The organism is Octadecabacter sp. B2R22, from assembly GCF_018861045.1.
Lineage (GTDB): Bacteria > Pseudomonadota > Alphaproteobacteria > Rhodobacterales > Rhodobacteraceae > Octadecabacter.
In genome coordinates this window covers 67,840-81,711 of sequence record NZ_JAHKQJ010000008.1, presented here as the reverse complement: position 1 = coordinate 81,711, position 13,872 = coordinate 67,840, and the positions used below count along the sequence as shown (strand labels likewise).

Here is a 13,872-nt window from a genome sequence, read left to right as displayed (position 1 = left end):
GTTTTCAGGATGCTGTAAACGCCGCACAAGTTTAACGCTAATCGACGTGACAATATCCCGAAGCAAAAGCATCGGGTGACCAAAGTGTCTGCGTACAATGAAGTGTTACGGCAGCGCGGTGATCTGACCAAGGATGATGTTGGCGACCCAACCGCGTTGCCAGAACTGTTGGATAAGATCGACCGCCAAGTTGATCTGTTCCTGGCGGATGGCGCCTACAATGGACAACCAACATCTGACCTGCTTACCGCCCGGTTTGGGCTAACGATCGAGGTCACGAAACCGCCACCAGTCAACGCAGCCTTGAGCTCTCATGCCGCCCAACACCCAACGGTTCGCTACACCCATATCAATGAGATCGCAGCTCACGGGCGACTGGTTTGGCCGAAGGCTTCAGGATACAATCATCGCAGCCGAGGTGAAACTCTCATGGGTCGCTGGAAAGCCGTTATTGGTCCCAAGCTAAAGGCGCGCAGCTTCAAAAATCAGAAAACAGAAGCCAGGATTAGTGTCCGCGTTCTCAACCGGATGACAGGTCTTGGCCGTCCTCGTTTTGAACGCACCGCCTGAAGTCCGTCTCGGGAAGGCCGCGTTCCGACTGGCTGACGGTCCATGCAACAACGCCACGCGGCAGCATTGCGCACCTGATTTATGAACCTTGTTTCTATGAGCCTCCTGAGTTGGTGCAAATATCATGATTTGCGCTCCAAGATCACCAAAGCGGCCATTCATGCGGTGCGCAGCGAACGGCAGCAAAGAGCCCATGTCGACCGATGCTGCGTGATGCATGAATGTCTGCTGTTGAGACAGAGCCAAAAACCTTCAACAACTGGTTGGGTTCTGAACGGGGGGGTGGGCAGGGTTAATCGAGGTGATTTTCAAGCCTTCCAAAAACGGCCATTTTTGGAAAGATCATACTGGTGAAAAACCCTTTCTTGATCAGGGCTGAAAGCCCTGATTCAATTGCATCAGCTACTTCCAGTATGACGCCGATAGTGACAGCTACACCTGCCTCGAAGGCCACGAATTGAAACTGCGCAGCGCCTACGAAAATACACGGGTTTTACGGTATCGCAGCTCTGCAAAAACCTGTGGGGCCTGCCCGATCCGCGATGTTTGCATAGATGCTCCAGTGCGCAATGTCATTTCCTACAAATCTAGGCCAGATCAGGGCTAGACGCTAAGCGAATCATCGATGACTGAATAGGGTTCTACAACAGCGAACGCCCTCGACAAGCGCACGCCAGACGCGGCATACTTCGAACAAATTGAAACACGAAAAGCGACATAAACATAAACCAGATGCATCTTAGCAGTGCCGCAAAGCTACCCTAAAAAGCAGTACCACTTCATAGAACAACCGAGTGAATTATATGGCAGATGATATGTTATCGTTCGACGCAAAAATCACAAAAATTTTCGCAGAAAGTTCTCCAGATTTTGTTCGCGCTGCATTTGATTTTTATGAAAAATCAACCGTTTTTGCAGTAGTTCGCCCTGATATTTCCAATGATGACCGTTTGACAGGCGCTGACACATTCGAGCTGGATTCCACAGAAACGTCGGGCTGGGTCGATATGCAACTAAGGCCAAACTGGTCGTCTGCGCCTGCCCAGATCGTGTTCTCATCCGGCACGCAGGGTCGTCCGAAAGCAATTGTGCTCAGTCACGGCAACCTTGCTGATGTAGTCAAACGTTTAAACGAGGCCATGGGCGTTACGTCTGATATCCGGGAATACATCGGTGTTCCTGTAACATATTCATTTGGCCTTGGACGTGCGCGTGCAGTGGCAACCGCAGGTGGGCGCTTTTTCATTCCGGAAAAGTTCGATCCCGCCGAGATCAAGGGAATGCTGAAGCGCAATGAAATCAACGCCATTTCAGTCGTTCCAAGTCTGTGTCGTATTCTTATCAAATCCAAAACTCTGTTCGCTGACGTTGCTCATAAAGTGCGCTGGATAGAAATTGGCAGCCAGTTCATGTCAGAAGAGGAGAAACGCGCGATGCGGGACTTGTTCCCGAACGCACGGATACTTCAGCACTACGGACTGACCGAAGCGTCCCGTAGTACGTTCCTTAACGTTTCGCAGGCTGATGCAAACGATTTGGGCTCGGTTGGGCGGGTTGATGGCCCAGTTGACGTCCGCATCGGTGAAAGTGGTGCTATTTGCTTGCGGGGCGCACATGTCGCGTTGGGTCAATTGACCTCCGCAGGTCTGATTGCTCCGCTCACACACTCCGATACCTGGCTTGAAACAAAGGATCGCGGGGAAATTCGCGGTGATTTCCTTTACTTTTTGGGTCGGTTGGATGACCAGATCAACATTTCCGGCATCAAAGTCAGCGCTGATCAGCTTGAAGAGCATCTGCGCAAGGCTGTGCCGGGCAAAGAGGATCATTTCGCAATCGCCGTTGCTGATGATCTCTTGCGCGGGCAAATAGCACTGCTGACCGTCGAATATTCGATCCAAGCCGAGGTTTCCGCCTTGGAGGACTCGTTGAGCGATATTATGGCGCATTATGGTGTCGCGGGCGGCGACGGGTTCAGGGTTTTTATGGTTGATGCCTTGCCCGTCACCGGAAGCGGCAAGGTGCAACGCGCAGCGATCACACAAACCTACCTTGCGCAACGCGCAACTGCCCTAAAAGCAGCACCCGATGATGTCGGAACTGTCCTTGGCGTTTTCAAATCGCATTTTCCACGCACTGAAATCTCAGGAGATATGAGCTTTGAAATGCTTGGCGGTGATAGTTTAAGCTATTTGTCCGTTGCCTTGGATCTGGAACGACTGCTTGGCGGGCTGCCCGAGAAGTGGGAAAAACAACCAATTTCAGTGTTGGACGAGATTGTTCCATCAAAACGCCTTCTGGGGCGGGTCGACATGCAGACCGCGCTGCGCGCTGTTGCAATCTGTCTTATTGTTCTGGGTCATTTCGAAGCTTTTAACTACGGGGGAACGGGTGCGTTTCTCTTATTCTTAATCGCCGGGATGAACTTTGCCAATTTAACCATTCCTGCCGTTATCCAGTCTAATAACGTTGCGCCGATATTTATCCTTCTTCTGCGACTATCGTTTCTGACATGGGCCTACATGTTCCTGAATTGGCTGTTAACGGGATACGGTGGTGTTTTTGGATATCTGTTCATTACCAACTGGATCGCTCCAGACTATCCGGGGGGAGTTTGGTTCGTCGCGGTCTACATTCAGACAATGATACTGTTGGCCATACCCCTGGCCTTTGGTAAGGTACGCAGGCATATCAAAAAGTATCCGTTCGAGGTTTCTGCCGCACTCGCCGTGGGTTTCCTTTGTACGCTCGCACTCTCTGAGAAATTGGTGGATTTCCAACATCTTTACCGCCGTTTACCACATCTGCTGGGGTGGATGTTTGCCTGCGGGATCGTGATCAATTACGCTGACACCGCCCTGCGTCGTGGCACTGCTTTGCTGCTGTTTGCACTTGGTGCGTGGTTGTTCAGCGGCATGGGCGTGCCGGATGTCAGTTTCTTCATACTGGCCGTGCCTGTTCTCATATTCGTGCCCTATATATTCTTACCCCGTCTAGCGATTCCGTTTGTCAGATTGATAGCCGGTGGATCCCTTATTATTTACCTTTCGCATTTTCAGTTCCGACAGGTTCTTGAATTTGTGATGGCACCTGACCCGCTTCTAGCCAGTGTTTTTGCAATTCTCGGCGGGGTTGTCTGCTACATACTGTATCGCCCAATCGATGACATTATCCGGCGCGCTTTGACAAAGGTCTTAATATAAAATCCGGGAAGTTAAATTCTTCCCAAAACGGCCGTTTTGGGAAGAGGACTAGCGCACATTAGGTCTACATACGTCGTCTGCTCCTCTCTATAACCCAACGAAATTGCGGACATAAACCGCCCCAATTATGGGGATCGGGGCGACGATTACTTCCAATAGCCGCAGTTCCTCGACATTCATCGATTTGCATACACGTTTCCCAGCTTCATGAGTTTTGGTTCGGCTAACATGCCATTGCCCCCAATTAGCGTTCGTCAACGACATACTTCTGGTTTGCGATCGTTCGAAATTACTTCTTCAGCATCTGACGCAATCAACTTGTCACAGGAGGCCTATTCCGGGATGGCAAAGGTCATGATTGAGCTCATTGTTCCAACAATTTGTGAGCTGCCACCGCTTGGACACTTCCAAACGCCGACATAATTTTTCAACCTATGGATTACCTGAAGAACGATTCAATATGCAAAGCACTGGGGGAAGACTTCTAGGATCCGGGATGTTGTTACTGCGGAAAAGCGGATCCTTACTGTCTGGACACAACAAATGTAACGCCCCATTTGAACCACTTTCTGGGAGCCGCACAAAGAAAAGCTCTGAGGCCCCAGATGATTTACCTATCAGAATACGCCGTTTTGTAACGCCATGCTCAATTTTGCCCCCTAAAAACCGTGTTTTCCGAGTAAAAACAAAACTGTAACGGAAATTTTCGCCTGTAACGCTCTCTGTTGCGCTTTTCTATCAATGAAATCAGTATGTTATATATATTTATAACGATGTAACGATATATATCTAAGTGTATACACACGCGCCCGCACACGCGCGCACACACGCAAAGACATTTGTTTGAGCGTTACATGTTACAAAAGTTAAGTCATTGATATATATTAATTATCTTCTGAAATTTTGTAACGGCGATTTTTGGGGAGAGTTTAGTCGAGCCCCAAGACTAGGCTTTACCGTTTACTTTCAGTGACTTAGTAAGATTGAGGGTCACCATCTCACTTGTTACACTTTCTGACCAAGGATTTCGTCACCGCCGTACACGGTCATGCTCAATAAGCTTCACCAAGTTGAACATGAGCACACGAGCGTCAGAACCAGGATGTCCCTGCCCCGGCGATCAGCCCGCATCGTTGGTCAATCAACCTCAGCCGTTCTGATCTTCTAAGTAACGTTCAATAATCCGTCGAACCATTTCGGGCCGGTTCGGTTGATCCTCTTCCTGATCACGCAAACTATCCAGCGCGTTAATGAGGTCCATCTCACATCTCACACAGACTTGCTCTGTTTCTTTCTTCGGTCGACCAGCTTTTTTCATCGAAAGGCCTTGCAATATTTGCATGCATATATTATCTATAAATCACGCGAACGACGGAGGTCTAGTCCGTCGCCCACGCTAAACATATGGATCTAACAGGAGACCAACATGTCTAAGACTTCGACTACCACAGCCAATTCAGCTGGGAAACTTTATTTCCTAAATCCGGAACGCATTGCTTTTCAAGCAGTGCTTGATCTCTTTAATCGCGCCATGCGTCATGAGAGCAATCTGTACCTGTCTGGCGCGTCTATTCACACCGACATCGGGACGGAGCTTGGCGATCACGCTGCAAAATCTTGGTCGAATTGCGAAGCGGCGTTGGATACTTTGCTGATGATGCCAAACTTAAGCAAACTGCTGCGCGTAACGGCCCAGAATCTTCAACGCTTGCTGCCGGAACACATTACAGAAGATTTTGACTATCAGCGGTGCTTCAAAGCGTTTGCCGACAAATCCAAGACCCTGCGCAAATCCGACCACGGCTTGGCGGATCAGATGATGGACACAGCGCTGATTTATCACGTGCATGAAGCGAATGTGAAACTGTCGAAACTGCAGCGCGTCACTGTCACAGACTAGATGATCTTCATCTAAGCCGTATCCACAACCGTGCCCGCATGACATGGCGCGGTTGCGGCTGCGCGTGCGCCTTCTCTCCCTCTCTTTTTCTATCTTTCCTACGCTCCACAAGCGCGTGGGCCCCCTATTTTTGCGAGGATCAAACATGCCATTCACATCCGCCCACTATCCGTTCCAAATCGACGGTGAATATCCGCCCGTATTTCTTGGTCGCATTACACCCGATGAGTACGACGCAGCCGACCGAAAAGGATTCGTTATTTTGGGCCGTGGAGGGCCCGATCTTCAAATGATCATCCTGGGGTGCCGCGCCTGCGGCCAACCCATCCAGCGGCGATCCAACGTCGTCAAGAAATGTAAGATCGACTGCGAAGGCTGTATCCGCAAGAAAGACGAAGCAGCAGCGGTCGCGATCGGCGCCGAGTTGGTAAGCCCGAAAGCCGCCGGGCATCGTCACTTGCGAGAATGGCGCCTCAAGTGCGGCCATACTGTCATCCGGCAGCGCGTGAACATGCACAAAGCTGCGCGTGGCGACAACAACGCGGGCTGTGAGACGTGCCGCGAGGAACGTTACGCCAAGGAAGCACAGAGGTACGGATGGACCCTTTTGGGTCCTGTCTCAGACAAAGCGGGCTATCGACGCTATCAACACACCTGCGGAACCGTTCAAGACGTCTCGGTGGGTAATATGCTGTGGGGCGATATCGCCTGCCAAAAATGCACAAAAGGCGCGTCCGGTCGGCCGTCGTTTATCTACATCTTCCGGATCGACCTGCCGGGCCTTCCGGTCATCAAGTTGGGCTACAGCCGCAAACCACACAAGCGACTGCGCCATCAACTCGGCATCGATCTTGATGTGAACACTGAGGTACTTCGGGTGATCCCGATGCCGTCAGGGTTTGTAGCGCGCGAAGAAGAAACGGCGGCACACAAAATTCTCAGTTTAGAGAACCCAAACTGGGCCGTTCCAAAATCCGACTACGGCGACGCGATCAATACAATGGGTGAAATCTACCGCCCAGACGCTCTGTCCCGCATTCACGCGTTGCTAAACGAGATCGCAGATCGCCATCCCACCGACAGCAGCGAAACCTGATTGACGCCAAACTCTTCACCACAATTTATCGGAGGCACACCATGTCCCATTCCCAGATCACCCGCGCCGAGCCCGCTACTGAAGCCCGGACACACCATCTCACGCAACTGCTTTGCACAGCGCTCATGCGCTGCCACAAGATGAATGAGGATTCCCTCGCCAGCCATCGGACGAGGGAGAGTGACGGGATTCGCATTTCCACCGATGAGCCGGTGCCGCAGTTTTTTGCAGCGCTACAATGCGATGATCCCATGGCGCTCACGATGTCCGCAGAAGGCATCGGCAATTCAATCGCGTCCGGGCTTGATCCATGGGCGCAATCAATTGGCGAAATGATCCCCCGGACAACCAACCCCACCGTTCTGTTCGATCTCTTGTGCGCTGTGTCATTGGTACACGCGTTCGCCGATACTCCACCGGACAAGCTCCCTCTCTCCACCGGCGTCACTCTTCTCAAAATTACTGACAGCACGCTCAGGCAAGAAGTCGCCTCTACGTTGGAGCACGTCCTGCCATTTTATCTCATGGCGATCGAACATCCCGAAACTGGTATCCACCAGGTTCTACACCAACCGAATACAATTTCGGATAAGTCCGATGCTGATGACAGGTTCCGCGTACGGCTTGATGCGGCTCTCACGGAACACCAATCAGTTCTCGCGCTTGCTACGGCTAAATCTGACCTGTCTGAAAGCGGTCTTATGTTGCTTCATACTGACGTTGACTGGCCTCCATTGAGCCAAGACATTCTGATTAAGCTTTTACGCATCACGCACAGCACGACCGGACAACTGGCCGAAACCGACCTGCGGGCACGGCTTCCAGATGACGGGCAGCTCGCGGGCCTGCCATGGCCCGCCCTCGTTCATGCGTTGAGCGCCGATACCAGCCTGCGCGTCGCGGATCGGCTTACCCAATGCACCCGCCAGACCCCAGAGACTTCCGGCTTCACGCTGGGGGATGTCCGCGGCTTACCCGATGTCGTGTCCGGTCTTCAGTTCCTTGTAGAAGACGTCACAGAATGGCGGTCCGGCGCGCTTGATTGGTCCGATGTGTCCTCTAGCATCCTGTTCCACGGGCCACCCGGAACCGGAAAGACGATGCTGGCAGAAGCATTCGCCGGAAGTGCATGCGCCACTTTCATCTCGACGTCATTTGCCGACTGTCAGAAAGCCGGACATCTTGGCGATTATTTGAAAGCAATGTCCGCGAAAATCGAGCGTGCAATCAACAACACACCTGCCGTCTTCTTCATCGATGAGCTCGACAGCTATCAAGACCGGACAATGATGGCGGGCCGCTCGTCTGGATACATGCGGTCTGTCGTAAATGGCCTTCTCGAGCAGCTGACCCGGCTTAACAATGCGCCTGGCGTCGTTGTGATCGCCGCAACGAACGACCTTTACAGCATTGATGCTGCAATTGTCCGGGCCGGAAGGTTTGATCAGAAAATCGCAATCGGAATGCCGGACAAAGTTGGTGCCACCGATATCTTGCATTCTCATCTGGGGTCGCCAGACATGGATCTCGGCTCCCTGCCGTTGCACCTTGTCGGACTATCCGGCGCCGAAGTTGCAGCCATCGCGCGCGATGCCAAGGGCGCTGCACGGCGGGCGCGTTCACCAATCAACGTCAGCCATGTCCGGACAGCCATCCACCACCATGCCCCCGCCCCGTCCAACACACTGATGCGCCGCAAAGCGATTCATGAAGCCGGACACGCTGTTGCTGCACATGCGTTGGGACTTGCACCTGGTAGGCGGCTGTTCTTGTCCGCATGTGGCGGCGGTTATGAAGCGTCTCGAGAAAGCACGTTGACGCGAGATCGGGCAGAGCGCGAGTTAGCGATGTTCCTCGCCGGACGAGCCGCCGAAAAGATGATCCTCGGAGATTGTTCATCCGGCGCAGGCGGAGACAAAAATTCGGATCTTGCGCTTGCAACCGAGCTTGCATTCGAGATCGAGTTCAGCTGTGGCCTCGGCCCCTCTCTCTATCACGGAGTGTCCGAAACGATTGATCGGATGATGGTTCCAAATGATGTCAAAGATCGCATCGAAGCAGTGTTGCAGCTTGCATCCAAAATGGCCAATCAGACACTGCGCGAAAACCGGACAACAGTGCTCCGCGTTGCAAATGCTTTGCTCGAGCATCGGGAACTCGATGCAAGTCAGTTGCGAGACTTGCTCTCGCCTAGGCCGGATAACAAGCGCACCTCATCCAACGAGGTGGCACGTGTTTGATCCTTCCCTTTTTGAGAACCCGGACAACCTGCGACGCGTCCGGGCATGGCTGAACGATCCAATGCCTAACGTCGTTACCGGCCCGCTCATCACCGACTACACGATCGCTGTCGACCAGCGCGGCCTACTGCGATTGGTTGGCCAAGTGTCCGGTCACCCCCGCCTTGGTGACACGTGGCTGACGACCAGTCCGGTCTGGCAACTCCCGGATACCGGCAAGCATGCGCGTTCGTCCGGTCACTGGTATCAATTAGCGGACATGCGTAGGATTCCGGACAGTGTAGATGGGTCAGAACGGTCCCGCCTGATTTACGGACATTGTCTGACACACGAACAAGCGAGCGCGCATCTTGATATTCTAAGCGAGAACATGTCCAATGCATCTCCTGGCGACCGGACATAAACAGGGGTTCTAAAACCATGTTCGAGTTCGTAGTGCGGAATAGCTAAACAGTTATGGAAAGTCGCCGCCGAAGAGCAGGGCAGTCTGCCAGCTCCTGAGTGGCAGTCACATAGTCACGGGCGATTGCAAAAAATCTTTGTAAAACTATTTCCCGAGGCGATTCCCCTGATCTCAAATCGAGAATGTCTGAATCATTTTCACGGACGCACCTTCACTCATCGTGAACATTATCCCTCGGTCTAAATCCCTTATGGATAAGGTGTTTCTATCAGTTAGCGACTGATTGAGGCGCGCTTCGCCTTCCGTTAATCCACACCTATCTCCGCAATCCCTCTTCTCTGATCAGCATGGGCCACGTCTTATTGTCTGACGGTTAAACGATCAGCCTATCTTAGAAACCAAGAATACCTCTTCGGAGTCAGAATGAGAGAAAATATGCGCAAGCAACCTAGAACTACACAGACACGCCGCAACCGACCGATCGGTTTTACCGACAACGAGTGGAAGTCCATTGGCATAGCTGCAGCCGACGCTCACGTTTCAAAATCACGCTATGTGGTAGACTGCGTTTTTGCTGACAAGGACGAAAGTTCTGCCAGACCAAATCAACTTCAACTCATCATGGCACATAAAGCCGTGTTGTTAACGCTTCACGACATTTGCGACTGTCTACCGCTGTCGGGCGTTCGCCTCGAGAGCGGTACCACGTTGGACAAGCTTGATCGGATCGAGCGCCACCTACAGTTAATCGTTAGCCTTTCGATTGAGCACAGCCAGCCTGAATGCGGAGTTGGTCCATGAGAAACGGTTGGTCTCCCCATTCCTCAGGGCCGTCCCATCACGTGGTCAACTACCTAACCTCAACAACCTTCACTTCGCAGCTTGGTCGCCGGACAACACAGATTGTCCGCGATCCTGCCCCCGAAACACTGCGCGGTGATCCCAACATCATTCGGGCTTTTATCGACGCACTCGAAACCAAACACAGTTACGCCTGTTCAACTCTGTCCTTCGCACCGGATGACATTGACCTCGTTGCCTGGGCCGCAGGGGATGAAACGCTGCGTGCGCAAATATCAGTCGCACTCGATCTCTGGGAAGATGTCGCATTCGCCGGCATCGTTCCCGAATGCCGCCCGCCCCTCTTCGCCAATACGCACACCCATACTGGCCGGTTAGAGGTCAACGTACTGGCACCGCGTGCGGTCATCAGGCGAAAAGGCGACGGCTACATTCCGCGCGCTCATAACCCCTGCCCGCCCTCTGGCGTACAGCGCAACGTCTGGGACTACTATCAGGGCACATTGAACCAGATATTCGGATGGGCAGATCCGTATGACCCCTCACGTGCAACACGGGTGTCCGGCCCTGATTGGATTATGAAGCGCGCAGCCGTACTTGAGCGTTGGCTGGGCGACCCCGATCAGGATCTGGTCGCTTCATTCCCGGACATCAACATGCGGTTCCCGAACGAACCCGCCCCTGTCAAAATCATGTACGCCACTCGCGCCTATTCCCGGACAGCGGCCCCAAGCCGTTCCAAACTGTTGGCGCACTTACAGCCAATCCTAGACGATCTCGATTGGGTTGTTGACCTACTCGGTCCGGACAGCATCGTCTTCCGAGATCGCAAGTCGCCAGAGACACATCCATTCATCTTGAGCGGAACACTTTGTGCCGAACATCCTGCCGAGCCGTCTGCGGACGCCATTGCCCTACGCAATTCTGTGTTGGTGCGCGCGCCGGACAATCTGTACCGCGCCATGGCCAAATGTGCTGAGTACAACCGAACAGTTTTGGGGCCAGAGGTAGTGAACCTCCCTGCCCCGGGAGACGTCATAAAACGGTTACGAAAAGGTCGACCAGAACGCCGGACAATTGCCCAAATGGTGCGAGACACTGCAGAGGCTGTCGTTGGCGTTCTGAAGGCAAAGACTTGGCCCTATCGACGCAACACTGCCCTCGGCGATTGGTGTCGTGAAAACGGTTTCGCCAACAGTCGTAACCTGTTCACCGATCTGGCGACATCCCTGTCACGCTTACCCACCCCAAGCGCAGGTACCGACCACGCCCCCCAACCAAATTCAAACACAACCTCAGAGGATTTCACCCCATGACCAACGATGCCACGCTTCACCAAGACGTTCGCAAGTTGCTAAGTTCGATCGAAGCGCTCCTCACCCACGGCTCCGGTGGAACCAAGGACCCCGTGTTGGAAATGATCAATGACCTGTCATCAATTAGAGACAGCTTAGAGCAATGTGCCAGAACCATGGTAATCGCTGCCTCCGCAATGCAGAGTTTTACCGAAGGCGGAGAGAAATGAACAATACTTTTGCGGTCCATCCGTCAGGATTCGTCCTTATGGCAGGAAAGTCACCTGCACCTTAGACTGCAGAAAGTCGCGTTAATCTATCAGCCGGTATCAGGTTCAAAGCTTGAAAAGCTGTGCCCTCTGTTCTGCATGTTTCGTCTAGGCTTCACACAAAGGGCCATCGTCAAAGCAACATCTTTGGACGAATGCCTAAACGCGCTACTGTTTCTTGAAACGCCTCCGCGCGAGATACTGGCTGCTCGTTTGCAAAACTGTTCAGTTCAGACATGGGCAGCGATCTGTTGAACGACCGGCTGCATCCATGCCGGAACATCTCGACTTTGCTTCACAAGCAAATCACGATCGTTGTCTGATAACGCCCCTGCCAGTTTATCGATCACGCGATCAGTCACACCGTCCTTACCAACATAGCGCAAAGCTTGGAACACAGCTCCAGACGTCTGCCCTGCCCCAGTCAACGTTTTGCGAGAGGCATTGCGAAACTGGATCACTTGCCGGCCCACTGTCCGGGTCCGCGTCGGGCCATCTGTGATGTAGGTGGGCCTTGAAGGCACTTGGGTAGATAAACCGAATAGATTTGCAGCAGCGGCCTGCGACATGAGAAGCACATAGTGGTCTTTGCGGGCGATCGCACGTGCAACATCATCGACGGATGGTTGAACCACTCCAAAGCGTGCGCTGATCTTTGGGTAATCATAAAGGCCACGCGTTAAACGTCTGATCACGCCCTGGCCCGCCAAACGCGATAGAGTCTGATCAACGCTTGCGCGCGACCCTAAGTCCAGCAGATCGGATGGTGCAAAAATAGCCCCCCTGCCCTTTCCTTTGATGCGTTGTAGAATCTTGGACGTAGTCATCTTTACTCTCCTTGTGTCAGAAAATAGGTCATGTTTTTCTGACTTCCAAGTCCTGAAACCCCCGTTCAACCTGCACGCAATAAAACGAGGCAAGCCAAGGGGCAGAAGATCTCGTAAAACGTTCTTAGTTTGACCTCGGTTTCTTTAGAAGAGTTCGCCAATCAAGGCTCTTATTCGCAAGGTCCTGGGACAATTTGAACGCGTAGCCACGGTGATTACTGATCGTCTCAGTGCGTTCCAAAAGATACCCCAGGATCATGAAACTGAGCGCTGGACCAAGGTCCTTTATCGAGAACCAAGTGTTCCCGAGGTTGAGATATCCGGCTAGATCATCCATTAAGCGACGGCAATCTTCTTGGTTCTTAGCAAACCTGAGTTCCGCGCAGAGCCTTGGGTAGGCGCGCTCCATCTCCTCTTGGTCTACTTCAATTTGAAAAGAAGTTTCTTCTTTAACATACTGAGTCTTAGAAGTCTCTTTATGCCCCTCAATTTCGGGGGCAGTGGCCCTCAAATCATTTGGTTCTGCAGAGCTTATCTTCGAGATTTCCACAGTGATTTCATCCAGAAGAACGCTCAAAGCGTGCTTGTCTGGCTGACGTCTCAACAGGTTGCGTGCTCTTGAGAGCAAGCCCTCGTCCCACTCTGCGGGTAAGAGGCGTGCTTTGAGGTTGCTCAGGGCTGCTGAGCACATGTCCCTCAGACGCCCCAGCTCGTTTTTAAGGTCTTGGTGGTCTTGCGCCATGCGCACGAACTCAGGGTAACGTTCAGCGAGTGGCAAAAGTGACAGGCCTGTTGCAAGGACAATGCTGCCCTGACGGTCTCGACGGGCCCAGCGTTTGCCATTACCGCTCGATCTCCGCGTCAGCAGGCCCAAGGACACCAATTTGGCAATGTGGCGCTCAACGGTTTGAATACTGACATGAGCGCGCTTGGCCAGCGAGGCATTTGAAGCAAAGCAAATATGCCCGTCGTCGCGCGTTGCATCGACTTGATCCACCCGCAGGAAGGAGATCATCGCTCTGAGGAGAGAGATGGACGTGCCTTTCAAGCCGAGTGGCTCCCGGATGTTTTCAATTACCTTGAGGAGTTGCCATTTGTTTTGGGCAATACCTCCCTGCCCCGTCGCTTTGCGCGACGAGCGTGCTCCAGCAGGAGCCGTTCCTTGAATTGTTCTCATGATTTGCCTGCAGGCAAAGAATTCCCGTTCGCCCAAGAGCGTTTTTTATTGCTTAGCGATTCGGTGACTGCTACGATTCAGGTGTCTAATC

The 13,872-nt window shown here is 52.7% G+C and carries 12 protein-coding genes; 9 read left to right on the top strand and 3 right to left on the bottom strand.

Annotated elements, in window-relative coordinates; all coding sequences use genetic code 11:
- Positions 1–75: 75 nt before the first annotated feature.
- The gene (locus KO486_RS12560) at positions 76–570 is read left to right on the top strand and encodes a hypothetical protein (protein ID WP_252734760.1); all 495 of its coding nucleotides are present in this window, start codon (positions 76–78) and stop codon (positions 568–570) included.
- Between the two features lie 803 nt (positions 571–1,373).
- The gene (locus tag KO486_RS12555; protein WP_216037630.1) at positions 1,374–3,773 is read left to right on the top strand and encodes an AMP-binding protein; all 2,400 of its coding nucleotides are present in this window, start codon (positions 1,374–1,376) and stop codon (positions 3,771–3,773) included.
- A gap of 1,147 nt (positions 3,774–4,920) precedes the next feature.
- On the opposite strand, the gene KO486_RS12550 is transcribed toward KO486_RS12555, so the two are convergent.
- Positions 4,921–5,034, bottom strand: coding sequence for a hypothetical protein (locus KO486_RS12550; RefSeq protein WP_216037629.1), 114 nt, complete (start codon positions 5,032–5,034; stop codon positions 4,921–4,923).
- 165 nt (positions 5,035–5,199) lie between these two features.
- Here KO486_RS12550 and KO486_RS12545 point away from each other — a divergent pair, with 165 nt between their 5' ends.
- The 7 genes from KO486_RS12545 to KO486_RS12515 all read left to right on the top strand — a co-directional run bounded on the left by KO486_RS12545 (position 5,200) and on the right by KO486_RS12515 (position 11,738).
- Positions 5,200–5,673, top strand: a complete 474-nt coding sequence (locus KO486_RS12545) for a hypothetical protein (protein WP_216037628.1) — start codon at positions 5,200–5,202, stop codon at positions 5,671–5,673.
- Between the two features lie 145 nt (positions 5,674–5,818).
- Entirely contained in the window at positions 5,819–6,769 is a 951-nt protein-coding gene (locus KO486_RS12540) for a hypothetical protein (protein WP_216037627.1), read from the top strand.
- Between the two features lie 41 nt (positions 6,770–6,810).
- Positions 6,811–9,009, top strand: a complete 2,199-nt coding sequence (locus tag KO486_RS12535) for an AAA family ATPase (RefSeq protein ID WP_216037626.1) — start codon at positions 6,811–6,813, stop codon at positions 9,007–9,009.
- A gap of 61 nt (positions 9,010–9,070) precedes the next feature.
- Positions 9,071–9,412 (top strand): hypothetical protein, encoded by a 342-nt coding sequence (locus tag KO486_RS12530; RefSeq protein ID WP_216037625.1) that lies wholly within the window; start codon positions 9,071–9,073, stop codon positions 9,410–9,412.
- A gap of 621 nt (positions 9,413–10,033) precedes the next feature.
- Positions 10,034–10,213 (top strand): hypothetical protein, encoded by a 180-nt coding sequence (locus tag KO486_RS12525; RefSeq protein WP_216037624.1) that lies wholly within the window; start codon positions 10,034–10,036, stop codon positions 10,211–10,213.
- Positions 10,210–11,529, top strand: a complete 1,320-nt coding sequence (locus KO486_RS12520; protein WP_216037623.1) for a hypothetical protein — start codon at positions 10,210–10,212, stop codon at positions 11,527–11,529. The genes KO486_RS12525 and KO486_RS12520 overlap by 4 nt, the downstream gene beginning before the upstream one ends.
- Positions 11,526–11,738: a hypothetical protein gene (locus tag KO486_RS12515; RefSeq protein ID WP_216037622.1), complete on the top strand. Its 213-nt coding sequence runs from the start codon at positions 11,526–11,528 to the stop codon at positions 11,736–11,738. The genes KO486_RS12520 and KO486_RS12515 overlap by 4 nt, the downstream gene beginning before the upstream one ends.
- 269 nt (positions 11,739–12,007) lie before the next feature.
- Here the strand turns inward: KO486_RS12515 and KO486_RS12510 are convergent, their stop codons facing one another.
- Positions 12,008–12,604 carry a DUF6088 family protein gene (locus KO486_RS12510; RefSeq protein ID WP_216037621.1) on the bottom strand — a complete coding sequence of 199 codons (597 nt, stop codon included), beginning with the start codon at positions 12,602–12,604 and terminating at the stop codon, positions 12,008–12,010.
- 124 nt (positions 12,605–12,728) lie between these two features.
- On the bottom strand, positions 12,729–13,781 hold the full coding sequence (locus KO486_RS12505) for a helix-turn-helix domain-containing protein (protein ID WP_216037620.1): 1,053 nt from the start codon (positions 13,779–13,781) through the stop codon (positions 12,729–12,731).
- Between the last annotated feature and the right edge of the window lie 91 nt (positions 13,782–13,872).

Bases quoted from the DNA above. Each gene is read 5' to 3' on its own strand.
- KO486_RS12510 (WP_216037621.1), bottom strand. From the start codon at position 12,604: ATGACTACGTCCAAGATTCTACAACGCATCAAAGGAAAGGGCAGGGGG.
- KO486_RS12540 (WP_216037627.1), top strand. From the start codon at position 5,819: ATGCCATTCACATCCGCCCACTATCCGTTCCAAATCGACGGTGAATAT.
- KO486_RS12545 (WP_216037628.1), top strand. From the start codon at position 5,200: ATGTCTAAGACTTCGACTACCACAGCCAATTCAGCTGGGAAACTTTAT.
- KO486_RS12515 (WP_216037622.1), top strand. From the start codon at position 11,526: ATGACCAACGATGCCACGCTTCACCAAGACGTTCGCAAGTTGCTAAGT.
- KO486_RS12505 (WP_216037620.1), bottom strand. From the start codon at position 13,781: ATGAGAACAATTCAAGGAACGGCTCCTGCTGGAGCACGCTCGTCGCGC.
- KO486_RS12530 (WP_216037625.1), top strand. From the start codon at position 9,071: ATGCCTAACGTCGTTACCGGCCCGCTCATCACCGACTACACGATCGCT.
- KO486_RS12550 (WP_216037629.1), bottom strand. From the start codon at position 5,034: ATGGACCTCATTAACGCGCTGGATAGTTTGCGTGATCAGGAAGAGGAT.
- KO486_RS12520 (WP_216037623.1), top strand. From the start codon at position 10,210: ATGAGAAACGGTTGGTCTCCCCATTCCTCAGGGCCGTCCCATCACGTG.
- KO486_RS12555 (WP_216037630.1), top strand. From the start codon at position 1,374: ATGGCAGATGATATGTTATCGTTCGACGCAAAAATCACAAAAATTTTC.
- KO486_RS12535 (WP_216037626.1), top strand. From the start codon at position 6,811: ATGTCCCATTCCCAGATCACCCGCGCCGAGCCCGCTACTGAAGCCCGG.
- KO486_RS12525 (WP_216037624.1), top strand. From the start codon at position 10,034: ATGGCACATAAAGCCGTGTTGTTAACGCTTCACGACATTTGCGACTGT.